General features: G+C 56.0%; 16 protein-coding genes and 1 pseudogene. 12 read left to right on the forward strand and 5 right to left on the reverse strand.

Annotation, left to right across the window (positions count from 1 at the left end; genetic code table 11):
* Positions 1-920 (reverse strand): DUF6076 domain-containing protein (locus ACTQ3R_RS08555; protein ID WP_441778714.1); only part of this gene is annotated, 920 nt, incomplete at its 3' end.
* A gap of 112 nt (positions 921-1,032) precedes the next feature.
* Between ACTQ3R_RS08555 and ACTQ3R_RS08560 the strand changes: the two genes are divergently transcribed.
* The 6 genes and pseudogenes from ACTQ3R_RS08560 to ACTQ3R_RS08585 all read left to right on the forward strand — a co-directional run bounded on the left by ACTQ3R_RS08560 (position 1,033) and on the right by ACTQ3R_RS08585 (position 6,525).
* Positions 1,033-1,584: a recombinase family protein gene (locus tag ACTQ3R_RS08560; protein ID WP_441778715.1), complete on the forward strand. Its 552-nt coding sequence runs from the start codon at positions 1,033-1,035 to the stop codon at positions 1,582-1,584.
* A gap of 132 nt (positions 1,585-1,716) precedes the next feature.
* Positions 1,717-2,058, forward strand: a complete 342-nt coding sequence (locus ACTQ3R_RS08565; RefSeq protein ID WP_441778716.1) for a DUF4268 domain-containing protein — start codon at positions 1,717-1,719, stop codon at positions 2,056-2,058.
* Between the two features lie 14 nt (positions 2,059-2,072).
* Positions 2,073-2,144, forward strand: a pseudogene (locus ACTQ3R_RS08570) (SEC-C metal-binding domain-containing protein); the annotation flags it as partial.
* Between the two features lie 599 nt (positions 2,145-2,743).
* Positions 2,744-3,286, forward strand: coding sequence for a hypothetical protein (locus ACTQ3R_RS08575; RefSeq protein WP_441778717.1), 543 nt, complete (start codon positions 2,744-2,746; stop codon positions 3,284-3,286).
* A gap of 435 nt (positions 3,287-3,721) precedes the next feature.
* A complete protein-coding gene (locus ACTQ3R_RS08580; RefSeq protein ID WP_441778718.1) occupies positions 3,722-5,068 on the forward strand; it encodes a sodium-dependent transporter in 1,347 nt (448 codons plus the stop codon).
* Positions 5,069-5,103: 35 nt separating this feature from the next.
* Positions 5,104-6,525, forward strand: coding sequence for an MATE family efflux transporter (locus ACTQ3R_RS08585; RefSeq protein WP_441778719.1), 1,422 nt, complete (start codon positions 5,104-5,106; stop codon positions 6,523-6,525).
* A 108-nt stretch (positions 6,526-6,633) separates the two neighbouring features.
* Here ACTQ3R_RS08585 and ACTQ3R_RS08590 read toward each other — a convergent pair whose 3' ends face one another.
* On the reverse strand, positions 6,634-7,509 hold the full coding sequence (locus ACTQ3R_RS08590) for a C40 family peptidase (RefSeq protein WP_441778720.1): 876 nt from the start codon (positions 7,507-7,509) through the stop codon (positions 6,634-6,636).
* A 56-nt stretch (positions 7,510-7,565) separates the two neighbouring features.
* Positions 7,566-7,856 carry a hypothetical protein gene (locus ACTQ3R_RS08595; protein WP_441778721.1) on the reverse strand — a complete coding sequence of 97 codons (291 nt, stop codon included), beginning with the start codon at positions 7,854-7,856 and terminating at the stop codon, positions 7,566-7,568.
* A 421-nt stretch (positions 7,857-8,277) separates the two neighbouring features.
* Between ACTQ3R_RS08595 and rpoB the strand changes: the two genes are divergently transcribed.
* Together rpoB and rpoC are read left to right on the forward strand one after the other, a co-directional pair.
* Positions 8,278-12,129 (forward strand): DNA-directed RNA polymerase subunit beta, encoded by a 3,852-nt coding sequence (rpoB, locus tag ACTQ3R_RS08600; protein WP_441778722.1) that lies wholly within the window; start codon positions 8,278-8,280, stop codon positions 12,127-12,129.
* A 20-nt stretch (positions 12,130-12,149) separates the two neighbouring features.
* Positions 12,150-15,830, forward strand: coding sequence for a DNA-directed RNA polymerase subunit beta' (gene rpoC / locus ACTQ3R_RS08605; RefSeq protein WP_441778723.1), 3,681 nt, complete (start codon positions 12,150-12,152; stop codon positions 15,828-15,830).
* Positions 15,831-15,899: 69 nt separating this feature from the next.
* On the opposite strand, the gene ACTQ3R_RS08610 is transcribed toward rpoC, so the two are convergent.
* On the reverse strand, positions 15,900-16,082 hold the full coding sequence (locus ACTQ3R_RS08610) for a ferredoxin (RefSeq protein WP_441778724.1): 183 nt from the start codon (positions 16,080-16,082) through the stop codon (positions 15,900-15,902).
* A gap of 54 nt (positions 16,083-16,136) precedes the next feature.
* Positions 16,137-17,405 carry a serpin family protein gene (locus ACTQ3R_RS08615; RefSeq protein WP_441778725.1) on the reverse strand — a complete coding sequence of 423 codons (1,269 nt, stop codon included), beginning with the start codon at positions 17,403-17,405 and terminating at the stop codon, positions 16,137-16,139.
* Positions 17,406-17,634: 229 nt separating this feature from the next.
* Between ACTQ3R_RS08615 and ACTQ3R_RS08620 the strand changes: the two genes are divergently transcribed.
* The 4 genes from ACTQ3R_RS08620 (at position 17,635) to fusA (ending at position 21,177) form a co-directional block, all read left to right on the forward strand.
* Positions 17,635-17,877 carry a ribosomal L7Ae/L30e/S12e/Gadd45 family protein gene (locus tag ACTQ3R_RS08620; protein ID WP_441778726.1) on the forward strand — a complete coding sequence of 81 codons (243 nt, stop codon included), beginning with the start codon at positions 17,635-17,637 and terminating at the stop codon, positions 17,875-17,877.
* A 106-nt stretch (positions 17,878-17,983) separates the two neighbouring features.
* Positions 17,984-18,406 (forward strand): 30S ribosomal protein S12, encoded by a 423-nt coding sequence (gene rpsL / locus ACTQ3R_RS08625; protein WP_441778727.1) that lies wholly within the window; start codon positions 17,984-17,986, stop codon positions 18,404-18,406.
* 176 nt (positions 18,407-18,582) lie between these two features.
* Positions 18,583-19,053 carry a 30S ribosomal protein S7 gene (rpsG, locus tag ACTQ3R_RS08630; protein ID WP_441778728.1) on the forward strand — a complete coding sequence of 157 codons (471 nt, stop codon included), beginning with the start codon at positions 18,583-18,585 and terminating at the stop codon, positions 19,051-19,053.
* 18 nt (positions 19,054-19,071) lie between these two features.
* Positions 19,072-21,177, forward strand: coding sequence for an elongation factor G (gene fusA / locus ACTQ3R_RS08635; protein ID WP_441778729.1), 2,106 nt, complete (start codon positions 19,072-19,074; stop codon positions 21,175-21,177).
* Positions 21,178-21,197: the final 20 nt, after the last annotated feature.

Genomic DNA, 21,197 nt, shown 5'->3' on the forward strand with positions numbered 1-21,197 from the left:
TGCGCAACGCTCTCATGCGGGTAAAATAGCGTGGCAAAACCAGGGAATTCCCGTGGCAATACCAAGGAATTTGCTTTGGCAAAACCAGGGATTTTTACTTGACAGAATACATATTTGGTATGCCGGGCATTGGTGGTCAAAAACCAACGTCCGCAGATGGGGCATTTCTTCGGCGCATGGCCTACACAAAGCCCTTCAAAGAGGTCGGAGCGGAACATCCCCACAAAGGACACATAGTGCATCCGCTTGACCAGTTGCGGCGTGTTGCTGCCGGGCTGTATCGCAGGTACATACTGCACGGAAGCGTTAGTCAGGGACATCCAGCTTCCATCCTCTTCCGACAAGCTGGGATTACTGGAGAAAAAGTCCCCAAAGGAAGCAGCATATCCGCTGGGCGACCGTTCCTGTTCTGCGGTATTGAGCGACTCCGCAAACTGGAGCATAGTATCCTGGAACTGTTCCAGAGAATAGCCCAAATGTGCCAGCACAGGGACAACTCGCAGAAGTGTCAGCGCCTTTTGATATTGAGGGTCTAGAGCATTCATCAAATTTCCGGAAGCAAGAGATTGGGCATACGCCATGGCATTTTCCAGATATTCATTCGAAAACACCTTCTGGATATGTGCTGTTATCCGCTTTTCCTCCAGATAGGAAAAGGGAGGAATATCTTTTAGTTTATGGACAATTTGCAAAGCACTTTCTCTGGCTGACGTAAACAATTCTGCATTGGCCATACCAAGCTGCATAGCTCCCATAAATAGATTCAAACTCCCACATAATTCCGTAATCTGTTTAATCAGAGCAGCGGGAATATTGAGAGCATCACATCCTATGGTACCGGACGGAAAGTTTTTTCCCTCATAGCTCACAGTGTCCTGCCAGAAATCTAGCGACAGTATCTGATGTTGTACCACGTCCATCCTTATGCCCTCCTCACTTTATTGTTCTAAAGTCTATTATAGCACGTTGTCCTGTTTTTTGAAATCGGTCTGTCCTGCCATTAGCCTGTTTTTTTGAAAATCCAACATAACCATGTCAGAGGGTAAAGAAAAGCCCTCTCTAATTGTAGGTGTAGGAGGGTACGAGGAGCTAAAACCCCTTCAAGAAAAACTAAATACTTTCAAATTCAAAAAACGTCGGGAGCTGTTCAAGCAAGAGCATGAAAGTGACTTCCGGCGTTTTTATTTGGCCAAACGCAAGCTCAAAGAAGCTGTGCCTGACGGCGAACCACCGGTAGATGTTTGGAAGAATGAAATGAGTCAATTGGAACAGGAATACCGCCAGCAATCAGCACAGGCCAGCCTGATTTGGAAAGAGAGCAAGAAACTACGGGAATTGCAGGTCCTGGTAAATGCGTTTGCAGCGTCATTCATCAAGGGCGTTTTGGATAATCCAGTTTATTGCGGAAAACTTGCTTATGGCAGACGGAAAAATGAGAAAATCCCCGGCAAACGCAATGCTTACCATATCGTCAAGCAGGATTCCTATATGCTGTATGATGGTATTCATGAAGCGATTGTGTCAGAAGAAATCTGGAACACTGCACACGACAGGCGATTAAGAACTGGGGTATGCTCGTTATAAACCTGAATTTCGTGATTCTTCAGGTCTACAAGGAACTTCACCTGAACGACCGGTGAGTATGTAATTGCCAGTTTGCTATCATCACCAGCCTCTATATCTGTCATCATCCGGAGATAAACCTGCGGATTCGGAATGTTCGGAGAGGCGAAGATAAAGTGTGGCTTAGGTGGCTTTTATCTTTGCTGCGTAGCAAACTTTGATGCAGCGCGGGCAGAAGTCGTATTTGGCAGAGGCAATAAGCAAGAAAACAAGGATGCCTTCGATAGCTTGTATACACATAAAGCAGAAATAGAATCTGCACTGGGTACGACGCTTCAGTGGAATCGTGGCGACGACATTAAATCGTCCAAGGTATTCATTCAGCTGAATAACGTCAGCATCGAGAATGAGACCGATTGGCTCCAGATGGCTAACTTTCACGCTGATTGGACGAAGAAGTTCTACGATGTGATTGTGCCGTTTATAAAACAATAAAGAAGGGGCGCATGATGAAAATAGGAAGAAATGATCCGTGTCCATGTGGAAGCGGAAAGAAATATAAGAATTGCTGTCTCCGAAAGGAAACAATGAGTATTCCTGACCGCATAAGAGAAGCTGTTAGGGAGAGGGGATACAAAGAAGACATCGGAGATGTGCTGTCGAGCATGTATCGGTATATGGAGAGGAAACAATGGTGGGGTGCTTGCCACGCCACATGCGCGGCATTATATGTCTGCCTAACAGAAATTGGATATACACCAGATCTGTGCATAGGTGAGGTTCTTGGGCAAGGTTTGTACTTTGATCACTCATGGATTAGCCTTGATGATAAAATGATTGATCTTGCGATAAGCATGACCTTGCTTGGAGGCGCACCGGCATCAGGAGTTATTGTTTTTGGTAAAGACATCAAAACAGGGTTGCCTCCTATATTGGATTATGGTGTTCCGGGCAGAGGCATCGAGGATCAGGCAAAGTTTGTGATGGAACTCCCGTTTAACCAGTATATGGATAGCTTCCCGGATGAAAAAGATGGTCTATGGGGCGTCGTTCGTGAAGTATTAGGTACTGATATCAACATCCCATCATTGCGTGAAAAATACAAGGACACTAAGAGAGTTCTTGTAAGACATGAATAATGGTAATGGTGTTGTATTTGAAGAAGGAGGCTTAGTTGTCCGTGAGTAATGATATAAAAGCAATTGAAACAGAATATGACGGACACCGATTTCGTAGTCGACTTGAAGCTCGCTGGGCAGTCTTTTTCAATGCAGTCGGTCTAACTTACGAATATGAAATCGAAGGATTCGAAATGGATGGAACCAGATATCTTCCGGACTTTTATATTCCAAACTTAAATAGGTGGTTTGAAATCAAGGGCAAACCGTTGAGCTTGGGCGAAATAAAAAAGTGTGAAGAATTCTGTCGTAGGCTTGATAATGAGAACATCAAGTTTTCAGTCCTTATTGGATCACCGAACTTATGCGCCGTTCGTACTGGAGATTTTTCTGGAATTTTGGAGTATGTATGGGAATGGCCTTCAGATAAGTATCCAGATAATTATCGCATTCAGGCACCTAAAGAACTCATTGAAGAAGAATACTATTCTCGGTTTATGAAGGGATTATGGGTTGTTCCAGATAGGACAGAAGAGGAAGTCGCTGTTGCTGCTATTGCAGCAGGAAAAGCAAGATTTGAATTTGGCGAAAAACCAGATGTATAAAATCTCTAAGGTCGAGTGGATAGGATTTCGGACTTGTTCCCTCAGAGCGTAGTCTTGAGACGGTCGGCAAATTTGCCCGGTTCTATATTATAAGTAGGGACAACCACATCGACCTGTTTCCGCATACGAGCGTGGTCGAAAAATGGCTATTTTGAGGTCAAAAAAGTCTTTGATATATTCCCGCGAACGAACGGCTCAATCCGGCGGACTTTTGACATCAATCTGGAGCAATCGAGCCACGTAGAGACGGTTGTTTTGCTCAGACGAGAGGGATAAAAAGATGAGCTTGTTCCAGGGATATGTGCTCCGGCGGATGGGTGTAGCCGGCGGCACATCCGCTTCCCGACTGGACAGAAGTATGGGATTGTGCTAAAATAAACTGATTTACTATGGATACTTGCGTATCTGGAATGTGAGAATGGAGAGAGATTGTCTATGGCGAACCAAAAGAAAACCCCCGGCGTGCATCGAAACGGGGGTTTTAGCTCCTCGGTGGGCTTTATCATTGCCTGTGTAGGCTCTGCGGTGGGGTTGGGAAATATCTGGATGTTCCCCTACCGCCTGGGAGAATATGGCGGCGCGGCGTTTTTCATTCCCTACCTTTTATTTGTATTCCTGTTTGGCTGGGTGGGCCTTTCCGCCGAGTTTGGCATTGGACGTTTGGCTGGAACAGGTACCATCGGCGCCTATGAGCGCTGCTTTCAGGAGCGCGATCCGAAGCTGAAGCGCCTGGGCGGCATCATCAGCTGGGTCCCTTTGATGGGCTCGCTGGGCATTGCCATTGGTTACGCCGTCATCATGGGCTGGGTGCTCAACAGTCTGGCGGGTTCTTTGTCTGGAGTGCTGCTCCAGTCTGACCCTTCGGAATTTTTCCAGGCGGCTGCTGTGGATTTTGGTAACCCCCTGTGGCATACGGTGGTAGTGCTCCTGGTCTGTCTGGTGCTGATGTTCGGCGTGACCGCCGGCATTGAAAAGGTGAGCAAAGTGCTCATGCCGCTGTTCTATGTGCTGTTTCTGCTCCTGGCTGTTTGGGTGGCTACCCTGTCTGGAGCGGGGGAGGGGTACCGCTTTTTGCTGATCCCCGACTGGTCAAAGCTGCTGGAGCCCTACACCTGGGTCATGGCTATGGGGCAGGCGTTCTTCTCCCTATCCATCACTGGTTCGGGCATGATTGTCTATGGGGCGTATTTGGACAAAAACGCAGATATTCCCAAGGCATCTATCCGTACCGCTATTTTTGATACCATGGCGGCTGTATTGGCGGCGCTTGCCATTATGCCCGCGGTCTTTGCATATGACCTGGATGTGGCTCGGGGCCCCTCTTTGATGTTCGTTACGCTGCCCACGGTGTTCCAGCAGATGCCTATGGGCCAGCTCTTTGCGGTATTTTTCTTTGTTTCGGTGATGTTTGCCGGCCTTACCTCCCTCATCAATATGTTTGAGGCAGTGGCGGAGAGTTGGCAGAGCCACTTTAAGCTGGGGCGGAAGGCGGCTGTGCTGATCTGCTCCGCACTGACCCTGGGCGTTGGCATCTTTATGGAAGCGGAGGCCCGTGTGGGAGCGTGGATGGACTTTATTACCATTGTGGTGGTGCCCATCGGAGCTGTGCTGGGTGCAATTTCCATTTACTATGTCCTGGGTTGGAAGAAGCTGCGGGGCGAACTGGAGTGCGGCAGGGATAAGCCTTTAAGCAAATGGTTTGGCCCGGTGGGCAAATATATCTATGTTCCTTTGACCATTCTGGTGGTTATTCTGGGGTTTGTGTTTAAGGGAATCGGCTGATTTGGCATAGCTTTGAGCCTGCATGGAAGGGAGAGATGAGGGTGAAGAAGCAATATCACATTGATATGTGCAGCGGCCCGCTGGCCAGTAAAATCCTGCTGTTCGCGGTACCGTTGATTGCATCCAGTCTGCTGCAGCTTTTGTTTAACGCCGCGGATGTGGTGGTGGTAGGTAAATTTGCCGGAAAAGAAGCGCTGGCGGCAGTGGGGTCCAATACGTCCCTCATCAATCTGCTCATTAACCTGTTTGTGGGCTTGTCGGTGGGCGCCAATGTAGTAGTGGCTCGGGACCTGGGTGCCGGGCGCAATGACCGGGTCCAAAAGGATGTGCACACGACCATTACCCTGGCGCTGATCAGCGGCGTGGCCATGATGGTTTTTGGCGTCATCATGGTCCGGCAGCTGCTGGAGTGGATGTCCTCTCCCACTGACGTGATTGATTTGGCCACCATCTACCTGCGGATTTATTTCTTCGGAATGCCGGCCAATATGGTTTATAACTTCGGCGCGGCGGTCTTGCGGGCTCAGGGAGATACCCAACGGCCCCTCTACTATCTGCTGTTTGCCGGAATCGTCAATGTGATCCTGAACCTGATCCTGGTCATTGTCTTTAACATGGATGTGGCTGGTGTGGCCCTGGCCACCATCATCTCCCAGTATATTTCCGCTATTTTGGTAATGCGGTGCCTTATGCGGGAGCAGGGGCCGCTCCATCTGGAGCTGAAGGAGCTGAGGCTGCAAAAGCTGGTGGTCATGCGGATTTTCCAGGTTGGCTTGCCCGCAGGATTTCAGGGTGTGGTCTTTGCCCTGTCCAATGTGGTGATCCAGTCTTCTCTGAATTCCTTTGACGATCCGGTGCTGGTGGCGGGGTCGTCGGCGGCAGCGAATATTGAGAGTTTTGTCTACGCCGCTATGAACGCCTTTTACCAGTCGGCCATCACCTTTGTGGGACAAAACTACGGCGCGGGCAAATGTGACCGGGTGGACCGGGTGGCGAAACAGTGCCTGATCTTTGTGGTGGCCACTGGGCTGGTGCTGGGAAACCTGGCCTATTACTTCGGTGATGTTTTGGCGGGTTTTTACGTTCAGGCGGGCGAGGATGATGTCATTGCCCAGGCAGTGATCCGACTTGGCTTTATTGCACGCTTTTACTTCATCTGCGGTATTATGGATACGCTGGTGGGTGTGCTGAGAGGTCTGGGCTATTCGGTGATCCCCATGATCGCTTCCCTGGTAGGGGCGTGCGGGCTGCGCCTTGTGTGGGTAGCCACGGTGTTCCCCATTTACACCACCCCTGCCAGCCTGTACATTTCTTACCCCATTACCTGGGCGATTACCGGGGCGGTTCACCTTGGATTCTTCCTATATGTAAGGAAGCGCGCTTACGCTAAGGTGAAGGGAAGCGGAAGCGCCGCTTATCTCAACACCGAGGGTGCACATCCTGAAATCAAGAAATAAGGCATAGGCGGGTGAGGGAAAACCTCACCCGCCTATTTCTTTGGGGTCATCGGGGATAAAGAACAAGCTCCTGAAGCAACTGCTTCAGGAGCTTGTTTTTTACTTATGTCACACAATGCGCCGGGCACCCACGTAACCGGAGGAAATGTAGGGATCGTTCAGATCGCTGATGATCACACCTACGCCGGGAGTGGAGGCATGCACGTACTGGTTGTTGCCGATGTAAACACCTACATGGGAAGCGGCCTTGGTGGAGCCGTTCTGACGGAAGAATACCAGATCGCCAGGCTGAAGCTGGCTCTTTTCCACAGACATCCCGTTGCTGAGCTGGTTAGAAGCGGTGCGGTTAATGCTGTAGCCGAACTGGGAATATACATAGCTGGTCAGGCCGGAGCAGTCAAAGCCCTTGGGGGAGCTGCCGCCGTATACGTAGGGATAACCCACAAACTGGAGGGCGTAGTTTGCAATTTCCTGTCCCTTGCCGGCCTGGGAAGCCGCGGAGGCGTCTACCTCTTTGACATACTCAGCGCTGACGTAACCGGAGTCAACCTTGTACCACCCGTTTTCCTCCACAGCCTGGAGGACCTGGCCGGAGCGGACGGTGCCGACCTTATCATAGTCGGTGCCGGGGCCGGAACGGACATTCAGGACGGAGACGGTGACCTGAATATAGGTGGGCTCGGCCTCTACGGGGAGGGAGGCGGCTTCGGCGGCGTCCACCAGCAGATAATCACCGGAGACATAGCCGGTGGTGTTATCCACATGGATCTGATACCAGCCGTTCTCCACACTGCTCAGGACCTCAACCGTGGTGCCGTGGGGCAGCTGGGCGAGAACGGAGCCGGTGGTATCGGCCTGAGAGCGGACGCGGAGGCTGGAGCCTTCGGTGTTGACAGTACCGGAAACGGCAAAAGCCGGGGTGATCATAGTACCGGCCAGAAGCAGACTGACGGCCATACGAGCGGCACAGCAAGGAACGTGCATGGTGGGTTGTCCTCCTTTTATCTCTGTATAGGTGGGGTGGATGGTGTGGGAGCGGCTTACTTTCCGCTCAAAGCCCGTTCCAGCCAGACGGAGGCCACATCCATGGCGGCGTACAGGCTGTCCTTTTCACTTTTCTTAACGACCCGGTCCCGGCTCTTCAGGTCGGGATCAGTGAGCTGGAGCTGTACGGAAACCTTGTCGGCGACAGGAAGGTCGCCCTGCTGCTTGGTGGAGAGCACCTGAAGCATGATAATATACTTTTCGGCCATGGTCCCGTAATAGATGAGGTTTCCCTTGCGGCGCAGGGGATGACCCTTATAGGAAAGAGGAATGTTTTCTGCTGACATGGGAGTCCTCCTAACGAAGTGATTACAAAACTTGTAACCGAATTGTAACATATCTGCCCGGAGATGTCAAATCATTTTGTAAAGAAAATGTAATATAAATTTAAGGAAAATTTTAGGAAGCAGCACATGAAAAAATGGGATGGGCCTTGACAACCCATCCCATACATGTTAAAATAAAATGCTTTCGTATCCGCAAAGAGAGTGAATACTCTCCCATGATTTGTATCGCTAGTCTAACATGTCCCCGGCGAAAAGGCAAGACAAGAGCCGAATAAAACGCCCACATGGCCGGGTGTGCGGAAAGACGAGGAACCGCCGAAATTGTGCACAATGACGGCAAATCCCCCGTTTTTCCTGACATCCGGCGAGGAAACGTAAGAACCAACCGTGAATTCAGAAGAAAGCGAGTGGATTTTTTAGCATGGTCGTTAAGGATGTAATGTATGGCAAGACCCCGCGAAAGAGTTTTGCCCGGTACCAGGAGATTCTGGAGATGCCCAACCTGCTGGAGGTCCAGAAAACTTCCTATCAGTGGTTTTTGGAGACCGGCCTGCGGGAGGTCTTCAAGGACGTCGGCGCCATTGTGGACTACGCCGGCAACCTGGAGCTGACCTTTGAAGACTTCTCCATGGATGAGAAGCCCAAGTACGATGTGGAGGAGTGCAAGGCCAGAGACGCCACCTACGCCGCCCCCATCAAGGTAAAGGTGCAGCTGCGCAACACCCAGAACAACCAGATCAACGAGCAGGAGATCTTCATGGGAGATTTCCCCATTATGACCCAGGCCGGCACCTTTGTCATTAACGGCGCTGAGCGTGTCATCGTCTCCCAGATCGTCCGTTCCCCCGGTATGTACTACTCCCGTACCGCGGATAAGGCGGACAACCTGACCTTTGCCACCACCGTGATCCCCTACCGGGGCGCCTGGCTGGAGTATGAGACCGACCTCAGCGACATCTTCTATGTGCGCATTGATAAGAACCGTAAGCTGCCCATCACCTGCCTGATCCGTGCCCTGGGTCCCCGCACCGATGCGGAGATCATCGAGCTGTTCGGCGAGGATGAGCGCATCCTGGCCACCCTGGAGAAGGACGCCTGCAAGAGCTATGAGGAAGCCCTGCTGGAGATCTACCGCAAGCTGCGTCCCGGCGAGCCCCCCACGGTGGATTCCTCCAAGACCCTGCTGGAGGCTACCTTCTTTGATCCCCGCCGGTACGACCTGAGCATGGTGGGCCGCTATAAGTTCAACAAGAAGATGGCCCTGTGGAACCGCCTGTCCGGCCACAAGCTGGCCCAGCCCGTGGCTGACCCCCGCACCGGCGAGATCATCGCCGAGGCCGGCGAGACCCTCACCCGTGAGCGCGCCAAAGAGCTGGACAACCGGGGTGTCAATGAGGCGATCCTGGATGTGGACGGCAAGCTCGTCAAGGTATTCTCCAACAACATGGTCCATCTGGAGGACTTTGTGGACTTTGATCCCGCCGAGGTGGGCGTGGATGAGATGGTGTTCTTCCCGGCCCTGTGCTCCCTGCTGGACCAGTTCTCCGGGGAGGAGCTGAAGGACGCCATCCGGGAGCACCTGGATGACCTCATTCCCAAGCACATCACCGTGGAGGACATCATGGCCTCCATCAACTACCTCAACTGCCTGGCTCACGGCGTGGGCACCCCCGATGACATTGACCACCTGGGCAACCGCCGCCTGCGCTGTGTGGGCGAGCTGATCCAGAACCAGTTCCGCATCGGCTTTTCCCGTATGGAGCGTGTCATTCGGGAGCGTATGACCACCCAGGACCTGGATGTGGTCACCCCCCAGAGCCTCATCAATATCCGTCCTGTCACCGCTGCCATCAAGGAGTTCTTCGGCTCCAGCCCTCTGAGCCAGTTCATGGACCAGACCAACCCGCTGGCTGAGCTGACCCACAAGCGCCGTCTGTCCGCTCTGGGCCCCGGCGGTCTGAGCCGTGACCGGGCTTCCTTCGATGTCCGTGACGTACACTACTCTCACTATGGCCGTCTGTGTCCCATTGAGACCCCTGAAGGTCCCAACATCGGCCTGATTTCCTACCTGGCCTCCTATGCCCGCATCAACCGCTTCGGCTTTATCGAGGCCCCCTACCGGAAGGTGGACAAGGAGACCGGCAAGGTCACCGACCAGATTGAGTATATGACCGCCGATGTGGAGGACGAGTACACCATCGGCCAGGCCACTGAGCCTCTGGACGAGAACGGCTGCTTTGTCAACGAGCGTATCACCTGCCGCCACCGCAATGAGACCATTTCCGTGGACCGCCGTCAGGTGGACTATGTGGACGTTTCTCCCAAGATGATGGTGTCCGTGGCTACCGCCATGATCCCCTTCCTCCAGAACGACGACGCTAACCGTGCTCTGATGGGCGCCAACATGCAGCGTCAGGCCGTGCCTCTGCTGCGGCCCGAGGCCCCCATCGTGGCCACCGGCCAGGAGCACAAGAACTGCATCGACTCCGAGGTCGCCATTCTGGCCGAGGGTCCCGGTACCGTCACCCGTGTGTCCGCCCGGTACATCACCGTGGCCTATGACAACGGCGAGACCAAGGAGTACCGCCTGACCAAGTACCTGCGTTCCAACCATACCACCTGTATCAACCAGCGTCCCATTGTGGAGGCCGGACAGCGGGTGGAGTTCCAGGACGTGCTGGCTGACGGCCCCTCCACCGACCATGGCGAGATCGCCCTGGGCCGGAACATTCTCATGGGCTTTATGACCTGGGAAGGTTACAACTACGAGGACGCCATCCTGCTCAACGAGCGCATCGTCCGGGATGACGTGTTTACCTCCATCCACATCGAGGAGTATGAGACCGAGGCCCGCGACACCAAGCTGGGCCCCGAGACCATCACCCGCGACATCCCCAACGTGGGCGAGGATGCTCTGAAGGATCTGGACGAGCACGGCATCATCCGTGTAGGCGCCGAGATCCGCGCCGGTGATTACCTGGTTGGTAAGGTCACCCCCAAGGGCGAGGCCGAGGCCACCGCGGAGGAGAAGCTGCTGCGGGCCATCTTCGGTGAGAAGGCCCGTGAGGTCCGTGACACCTCCCTGAAGGTGCCCCACGGCGAGGCCGGTATCGTGGTGGACGTGAAGGTCTTCACCCGCGAGGACGGCGACGAGCTGGGTCCGGGCGTCAACCAGGTGGTTCGCGTCTATATCGCCCAGAAGCGTAAGATCTCCGTGGGCGACAAGATGGCCGGCCGCCACGGTAACAAGGGTGTTGTGTCCCGCATTCTGCCCCAGGAGGATATGCCCTTCCTGCCCGATGGTACTCCCCTGGACATCGTGCTGAACCCCCTGGGCGTGCCTTCCCGTATGAACATCGGTCAGGTGCTGGAGGTCCACTTGGGCTACGCTGCCAAGACCCTGGGCTGGAAGGTGGCTACCCCCATCTTCAACGGCGCCACCGAGGAAGACATCCAGGAGTGCCTGAAGATGGCCGGCCTTGCCCGTGAAGTAGGCCGGGATGAGCCCCTCATCGGCAAGCAGCTCTATCTGGCCGACGAGAGCCAGGAGGGCGGTATGCGCGCCCTCACGGCCGAGGAGATGGCCGACGACAAGCAGGTTTCCGCCTGGCAGCAGGAGGGACTGCTGCGCCTGGTGGACGGCAAGAACTGGCTCTATGACGGCCGCACCGGCCGGCGCTTTGATAACCCGGTCACTGTGGGTTATGTGTACTTCCTGAAGCTGCACCACCTGGTGGATGATAAGATCCACGCCCGTGCCACCGGCCCCTACTCCCTGGTCACCCAGCAGCCTCTGGGTGGCAAGGCTCAGTTCGGCGGCCAGCGTTTCGGTGAGATGGAGGTGTGGGCTCTGGAGGCCTACGGCGCCGCCTATACCCTGCAGGAGATTCTGACCGTCAAGTCCGACGACGTCACCGGCCGTGTGAAGACCTACGAGGCCATTGTCAAGGGCCTGAATGTGCCTAAGCCCGGCGTGCCCGAGTCCTTTAAGGTTTTGATCAAGGAGCTGCAGTCTCTGTGTCTGGACATCCGGGTGCTGGATGAGCAGGGCAACGAGATCGAGCTGAAGGACGACGACGATGACGGTTACCAGCCCGTCCGGGACGACTACTACGACCGGGACGACGACTTCGGCTACCAGAGCGATGCCGATTTCGCTTCCGCCGGCGGTTTCACCTTCAAGGGCGAGAGCGACGACGACGATCTGACCATCGAGGCAACCGAAGAAGACTCCGACGAGACCATGTTTGCCTCGGAAGACGATTATAACTAAGAAAGGGAGGAGATTTTACAATGAGTTACGCTGAGTTTGACGCCATCCGAATTGGCATCGCCTCCCCCGAGCAGATCCGCGAGTGGTCCTTCGGCGAGGTCAAGCGCCCTGAGACCATTAACTACCGCACTCTGAAGCCCGAGAAGGACGGCCTGTTCTGCGAAAAGATCTTTGGCCCCACCAAGGACTGGGAGTGTAACTGCGGCAAGTACAAGAAGATCCGCTACAAGGGCAAGGTGTGTGACCGCTGCGGCGTGGAGATCACCAAGGCCAAGGTCCGCCGCGAGCGCATGGGCCACATCGAGCTGGCCGCTCCGGTTTCTCACATCTGGTACTTCAAGGGCATTCCCTCTCGCATGGGTCTGCTGCTGGACATCAGCCCCCGGATCCTGGAGAAGGTCCTCTACTTTGCCGCCTATATCGTCATTGACCCCGGCTTTACCCCCCTGTCCCGCAACCAGATCCTCTCGGAGAAGGAATACCGGGACATGCGGGAGAAGTATGAGGACGACTTTGACGCCGGCATGGGCGCCGAGGCTGTGAAGAAGCTGCTGCAGCAGATCGACCTGGAGGAGCTGAGCGAGCAGCTGCGCCGTGAGCTGAAGGATGCCTCCGGCCAGAAGAAGGCCCGCATCGTCAAGCGTCTGGAGGTCGTGGATGCCTTCCGTCTCTCCGGCAACAAGCCTGAGTGGATGATCATTGACGTGCTGCCGGTCATTCCTCCTGAGATCCGGCCCATGGTTCCCCTGGACGGCGGCCGTTACGCCTCCTCCGACCTCAACGACCTCTACCGCCGGGTCATCAACCGCAACAACCGTCTTAAGCGCCTCATCCAGCTGAAGGCTCCTGATATCATTGTCCGCAACGAGAAGCGCATGCTCCAGGAGGCTGTGGACGCCCTCATCGACAACGGCCGCCGGGGCCGCGCCGTCACCGGCGCCAACAACCGGGCGCTGAAGTCCCTGTCCGACATGCTCAAGGGTAAGCAGGGCCGCTTCCGTCAGAACCTGCTGGGTAAGCGTGTTGACTACTCCGGCCGCAGCGTTATCGTGGTTGGCCCCTCCCTGAAGATCTATCAGTGTGGTCTGCCCAAGGAGATGGCCATCGAGCTGTTCCGCCCCTTTGTCATGAAGAAGCTGGTGGACGACGGCCTGGCTAACAACATCAAGGCTGCCAAGAAGATGGTAGAGAAGGGCGAGGGTGCCGTTTGGGACGCTCTGGAGTTTGTCATCAAGGATCACCCCGTTATGCTCAACCGCGCGCCTACCCTGCACCGTCTGGGTATCCAGGCCTTCGAGCCCGTGCTGGTGGAAGGCCGCGCTATCAAGCTGCACCCCCTGGTGTGTACCGCTTTTAACGCCGACTTCGACGGCGACCAGATGGCCGTTCACGTCCCCCTGTCCGCCGAGGCGCAGACCGAGGCCCGTGTGCTCATGCTCTCCGCCAACAACCTGCTGCGTCCTCAGGACGGCGGTCCTGTCACCATCCCCTCTCAGGATATGATCCTGGGTGCCTACTACCTCACCTATGTCCGTGAGGAGCGGGATGTGAACCACGCCTTTGCCGACAAGGACGAGGCCATGCTGGCCTATGATGCCGGCGTGGTCACCCTCCACACCCCCATCCGGGTGCGGATGTTCCGGGAGATCGACGGTGTCATGCAGCACAAGCTGGTGGAGACCACCGTGGGCCGCCTCATTTACAATGAGGCCATTCCCCAGGACCTGGGCTTTGTGGACCGCACCAACCCTGAGACCATGTTCGACCCCGAAATCAACTTCGTAGTGGGTAAGAAGCAGCTGGGCAAGATCATCGACAAGTGTATCACCCGCCACGGCTTCACCATTGCCGCCGGTGTGCTGGACGCCATCAAGGACCTGGGTTATCACTACTCCACCCTGGGCTCCCTGACCGTCGCCATCGCCGACATGACCGTGCCTGCCAAGAAGTATGACCTGATCCGCGCCACTGAGCAGGAGATCATTAAGATTGACCGGCAGTACCGCCGCGGTCTCATTACCAACGACGAGCGCTACCGCCTGTCCGTCTCCGCCTGGGAAAAGACCACCAAGGACGTGACCGACGCCCTCCAGGAATCCATGGACCAGTACAACCCCATCTTCATGATGGCGGACTCCGGCGCCCGTGGTTCTATGGCTCAGATCCGTCAGCTGGCTGGTATGCGTGGCCTGATGGCCGATACCGCCGGCCGTACCATCGAGATCCCCATCAAGGCCAACTTCCGTGAAGGTCTGTCCGTTCTGGAGTACTTCATCTCCTCCAGAGGTGCCCGAAAGGGCATGGCCGATACCGCTCTGCGTACCGCCGACTCTGGTTACCTGACCCGCCGTCTGGTGGACGTGTCCCAGGAGGTCATCATCCGCGAGGACGACTGCGGCACCGACGACGGCATCGAGGTCAGCGAGATCGAAGAGCACGGCCAGGTCATCGAGACCTTCGCCGAGCGTGTCCATGGCCGTTATCCCACTGCCGACATTGTGGATCCCGCCACCGGCGAGGTTCTCTTCACCCGCGACACCATGCTGCGCAAGGATGACGCCGCCACGCTGGAGGCCCATGGCATCCACGCGGTGAAGATCCGCTCCGTGCTCACCTGCCGCGCCCGCAGCGGTGTGTGCGCCAAGTGCTACGGCATCAACCTGGCCATCGGCGAGCCTGTGGGCGCCGGCGAGGCCGTTGGTATCATTGCCGCCCAGTCCATCGGCGAGCCTGGTACCCAGCTGACCATGCGTACCTTCCACACCGGCGGCGTGGCCGGCGGCGACATCACCCAGGGTCTTCCCCGTGTTGAAGAGCTGTTCGAGGCCCGCAAGCCCAAGAAGATGGCCCAGCTGGCCGAGATCGGCGGCCGGGTGACCATCGAGGAGACCAAGCGCAACGTCATGTGCAACCTGACCATCACCGCCGACGACGGCGAAGTGGTCACCTATGCCCTGCCTTACTCCGCGGGCATCAAGGTCAAGCACGGCGATATGGTGGAAAAGGGCTTCCAGCTCACTGAAGGTGCCCTGTCTCCCCACGAGGTGCTGCGTATCCGCGGCCTGTCCGACTGTCACAACTACCTGATCCGCGAGGTTCAGAAGGTGTACCGTCAGCAGGGCGTTGATACCAACGATAAGCACATCGAGGTCATTGTCCGTCAGATGATGCGCAAGGTCCGCGTGGAGGATGCCGGGGATTCCACCCTGCTGTCCGGTTCCACCGTTGACATCATCGAGTTCCTGGATGCCGAGCAGGCCGTCAAGGACCGTATTGCGGCCGGTGAGAAGAGTGAGATGGGCGAGGAGCTGCGCCTGCCCACCTGCACCCGTCTGCTCATGGGTATCACCAAGGCCTCTCTGGCCACCGAGTCCTTCCTGTCCGCCGCCTCCTTCCAGGAGACCACCAAGGTGCTCACCGAGGCCGCGATCAAGGGCAAGGTGGACCACCTCCAGGGCCTGAAGGAGAACGTCATCATCGGTAAGCTGATCCCCGCCGGTTCCGGCCTTGCCCAGTACCGCAAGGAGGACATGATCGACGATGAGGGCAACCTTGTGGGCCAGCAGTCCGCTGCTGCCGAGTCCGCTCCCCGGATGGACCGGGATGAGGAGGACGAGGACGAGCTGGGCGGCCTGGAGCTGGACCTGTCCGACCTGGGAGAGATGGTGCTGGAGAGCAGCAACCAGGAGCAGGAAGTCTAAACAGAACGTGTTTTCTCCAACTGTAAAATCAGAAGCGGCCCGCCAGACGGCGGGCCGCTTTGTTTTTTCTTAGCTGAGTTCAATGGCGTGGACAGGGCAGCTCTCCGCCGCCTCCTGCACCTGGGGCTCCTGCTCCGGGAAGATTTCATCGCGGGCGGCGGCCACCCCCTCGTCGGTCATGGTGAACACTCCGCCGCACATGTTGGCGCACAGGCCGCAGCCAATGCAGCTCCCATTTACATGGGCAGTCATAGGGATCCCTCCTTTAAAATAGAGTTCTCCTAGTATGCCGTGGCAAAGGAGAGACTATTCAAAGGTACCCAGAAACAGCGGGATGCCGTTTTGCAGATCCACGATGCCGTAGAGGAAGGGGCGGTCAAACACCAGGATGATCCCGTCCTCAGGCGGAGCGGCCGAGCCGCTTCCTGCGGCGGCTACCGTGGCCGCCGCTGCCTCGGTGCCTTTTTCATTGACTTCCATTTTGGCGGCGTGGATGACCTGGGAGAGATAATATCCGTAGGGGTTGTCTCCCAGCAGGGAGAAATCGGCGGTATCCGGGTCAAAGGCACATTCCAGCCCCATACCGGGCAATATGTCCTGGAGTTCCCCGCTCCATTCCTGCTCAAATTTAGGCAGGCTCAGACGGAGAAATTTTGCGTCCTCCCCAGATAGAATGAGGGAAGCAAGTTCTGTGCCCTTCAGCTCTGCCAGCCACGTATCAAAGTCCGGCGCATCGGGGGAGAGCTTTGGCATCAGGGCAAAAAAGCCCAGCCGTCCGTCGTCATAGGGGAGGATAGCGCCTTCACAGGTTTCGTTGGAGAGATAGGGGAAGGACAGGGAGAAGTGATTCAGGTAGTGCAGCCGCTCTGTGGAGCCGTCCCCGTGGGTAAAGTCCCGAGGAGCGGTGTCCTGAGGGTCAAATTCAGTGGCCCAGGTGTTCTTCAGATACAGGGCATTGACCAGAAGAGCGGCGGTGTTTTTGTCAAAGGGCTGTGAAATAATCTGGGGGATCATTTTATTTGTATGCTGTGACACCCAGCCGTTGAGGTCTTTGACAATACCGGGGGCGGACAGGTCACCCTGAAAGATCTGGGCCTCAAAGAGACCTGCACACTTGCCGATAAAATCCTCCCGAACCTGCCCCTCCGGGTCTACCCAGAGACTGTTGGCAATGGAGCACTTGGTGGAGCCTCCCAGGCCATCGGAATAAACCCACATGAGTGATGCGAAGGCCGCGTTGATAGATTCCAGGGGCAGGCCGTCTCCCAGCACCTGCTGGAATTCTTCCAAAGTATCTCCATCCGCTCCATTTGCCGCCATGGCCAGAGCTATGGAGATAGACAGGGGAGAGACCAGGGTGCTTTCCTTCTGGCGCGTATTCTTGAGAAGATCCAGGCCAAAATCAGACAGAGCGGCGTGGGACTTTGGTGCGTCCGGATCATAGCGGGACAGGTCCTGGGTGGTGAGCTTCACCGGCTGGGCGGATAGTTCTTTCGCGGCAGAGGCAGCGGCGCAGCCTCCCAGCAGAGACAGGCACAGACCAGAGAGCAGGAACAGGGCAACAAGACGTTTCATGGAAATTCCTCCTTATGTCAACAAGTCGGGTGAAGAAAGGGGCTCTTTACCTATCAAGACGCAGAATTATCCCTGCGGTTGCGAAATAAACTTGAAAATTTAAAAGATTTTCTGGGAATTTTCCTTGACGCAAGGGCATGAAGATGCTATAATTTCAACTTGCGGTGGTAGGGGCAGTGTGCCCTTTTACCCGATGATGACTCTATTGGACGAGGAGGAGGGCGCCGAAATGATCCAGGAACTCAGCACACCCAATAAGGTGGTGGGGGCCAAGCAGGTGCGCCGCGCCTTAAAGGACGGACGTGCAGCACGGCTCTACATGGCCATGGACGCCGATCCCAGGCTCTTGCAGCCCCTGGTCCAGGCGGCAGTCAATCAACAGGTACCTGTGGAGCAGGTGCCCACCATGAAGGACCTGGGCGGTGCCTGCGGCATTGCCGTAGGAAGCGCTGTGGCAGCGCTGCTGAAATAATCCGCCGATTTTTTCCGGTTTTAGCAGAATCAGGAATAAATGTTCCTGATCTTGTTAAAATATATTACGCCCCCATGGGGCAGAAATTGAGAAAGGAGGAAATTTAATGCCTACTTTTAACCAGCTGGTACGCAAGGGCCGCGCTCAGGTGGCCTACAAGTCCACTTCCCCCGCTCTTCAGCACGGTCTGAACACTCTGAAGAACAAGAGCACCGATCTGCCCTCTCCCCAGAAGAGAGGTGTCTGCACCGCTGTTCGTACTTCCACTCCTAAGAAGCCGAACTCCGCTCTGCGTAAGATCGCCCGTGTGAAGCTGACCAACGGCATGGAAGTCACTGCCTATATCCCCGGTGTGGGCCACAACCTGCAGGAGCACTCTGTGGTCATGATCCGCGGCGGCCGTGTCAAGGACCTGCCCGGCGTGCGTTACCACATCATCCGCGGCACTCTGGATGCCCAGGGCGTCAACGGCCGTATGCAGGCCCGTTCCAAGTACGGTGCCAAGCGTCCCAAGGCCGGCAAGAAGTAATTTTACCCCGTAAGATTATTTCACACTGAATTGCATTGTGCGTTTGCGCAAGGCAAACCCGCCTTGCCGAGCGTTTACCTATATATTATATGGGCAGACCTCGGACAGGCATTACACGGAACAAAACTGTTTCGAGTACCTATGATTTCTAATTTTATAAGAAGGAGGGAAGCAAAGTGCCCAGAAGAGGAAATGTACCCAAGCGGGAGGTTCTGCCCGATCCGCTTTACAACTCCGTCCTGGTTACCAAGCTCACCAACAGCATCATGCTGGATGGTAAGAAGGGCGTGGCGCAGAAGGTTGTCTACGGCGCCTTTGACATCATCAAGGAGAAGACTGAGAAGGACCCCATGGAGGTCTACACTCAGGCTCTGGAGAACATCATGCCTTCCCTGGAGGTTAAGGCTCGCCGTGTGGGCGGCGCCACCTACCAGGTGCCTATCGAGGTCCGTCCCGAGCGCCGTCAGACCCTGGGTCTGCGCTGGCTGACCACTTACGCCCGTGCCCGCGGTGAGAAGACCATGAAGGAGCGTCTGGCTGGCGAGATCATGGACGCCGCCAACAACACCGGTTCCGCCGTGAAGAAGCGTGAGGACACCCATAAGATGGCTGAGTCCAACAAGGCGTTCGCACACTACCGCTGGTAATCCAGAAGGAGACGAAGTATGCCTAGAAAAGTTTCTTTGGAGAATACCCGTAACATTGGTATCATGGCCCACATTGACGCGGGCAAGACTACCACGACCGAGCGTATTCTGTACTACACCGGCGTCAACTACAAGATCGGCGAGACCCACGAGGGTACCGCTACCATGGACTGGATGGCTCAGGAGCAGGAGCGCGGCATCACCATCACTTCCGCTGCTACCACCTGTTACTGGCAGGGAACCAAGAAGCAGTTCCCCCAGACCCGTCTGAACATCATTGACACTCCGGGCCACGTGGACTTTACCGTTGAGGTCCAGCGTTCCCTGCGCGTGCTGGACGGTTCTGTCACCGTCATGTGCGCCAAGGGTGGCGTGGAGCCCCAGTCCGAGACTGTGTGGCGTCAGGCTGACGACTACAAGGTCCCCCGCATGATCTACGTCAACAAGATGGACATCATGGGCGCCGACTTCTATCATGTTCTGGACATGATCCACGACCGTCTGAAGTGTAATGCAGTGCCCATCCAGCTGCCCATCGGCAAGGAAGAGACCTTTAAGGGAATCATCGACCTGGTGGAGATGGACGCCGACATTTACTACGACGACCTGGGCCAGGACATGCGTGTGGAGCCCATTCCCGAGGATATGATGGAACTGGCTCAGGAGTACCGCACCAAGCTGCTGGACGCCTGCGCCGACATCGATGAGGAGATCATGGAGCTGGTTCTGGAGGAGCAGGAAGTTCCCCAGGATATGATCCGCCGGGCCATCCGCCGGGCCACCATCGACAACCTGATGGTTCCCGTGGTCTGCGGCACCTCTTACAAGAATAAGGGCGTGCAGAAGCTGCTGGATGCCATCGTGGACTATATGCCCTCTCCCATTGATATCCCCGCAATCAAGGGTGTCAACCCCGATACCGAGGAAGAGGAGGAGCGTCACTCTCAGGATGATGGCCCCTTCGCCGCTCTGGCCTTCAAGATCGCTACCGATCCCTATGTGGGCCGTCTGTCCTTCGTGCGTGTTTACTCCGGCGTGCTGAGCACCGGCACCTCCGTGCTGAACTCCACCAAGAAGCAGAAGGAGCGCATTGGCCGCATTCTGCAGATGCATGCCAACCACCGCGAGGACATCGAGTGCTGCTATTCCGGCGACATCTGTGCCGTCATCGGCCTGAAGAACTCCACCACCGGCGATACCCTGTGTGATGAGAAGCACCCCATCATCCTGGAGTCCATGGACTTCCCCGAGCCCGTAATCCGCGTGGCCATCGAGCCCAAGACCAAGGCCGGCCAGGAGAAGATGGGCATCGCCCTGATGAAGCTGGCTGAGGAGGACCCCACCTTTAAGACCTACACCGACGAGGAAACTGGTCAGACCATCATCGCCGGTATGGGCGAGCTCCACCTGGAGATCATCGTGGACCGTCTGCTGCGTGAGTACAAGGTGGAGGCCAATGTGGGCGCTCCCCAGGTCGCCTATAAGGAGACCATCAAGCAGACTGTGGAGCAGGATACCAAGTATGCCCGTCAGTCCGGCGGTAAGGGCCAGTACGGCCATGTCCGCATCACTGTGGAGCCCAACGAGTCCGGCAAGGGCTATGAGTTCCTCAACGAGATCACCGGCGGTGTCATCCCCAAGGAGTATATCCCTGCGGTCGACGCTGGTATCCAGGGTGCCATGCAGGCCGGTGTTCTGGCCGGTTACCCTGTGGTGGACGTAAAGGTCCACCTGACCTTCGGCTCTTACCACGAGGTCGACTCCTCTGAGATGGCCTTTAAGATCGCCGGTTCCATGGCCTTTAAGGAGGCCTGCCGCAAGGCGACCCCCATCCTGCTGGAGCCTATCATGAAGGTTTCTGTTATTGCTCCTGACGAGTATCTGGGCAACGTCATCGGCGACCTGAACAGCCGCCGTGGCCAGATCCAGGGCCAGGAGAGCCGTCCCGGCGCCACTCAGATCGATGCTCTGGTGCCTCTGGCCAACATGTTTGGCTATGCCACTGACCTGCGTTCCAGCACTCAGGGCCGCGGCCAGTACTCTATGGAGCCCCACAGCTATGTGGAGATCCCCAAGAGCATTGCTGAGAAGATCATTGCTGAGCGCGGCCGCAATCAGGACTGATCTGACGAAGGTCTCTTGAA

The organism is Lawsonibacter sp. LCP25S3_E2 (assembly GCF_052117285.1).
In the GTDB taxonomy this organism is placed as follows: Bacteria; Bacillota; Clostridia; order Oscillospirales; family Oscillospiraceae; genus Lawsonibacter.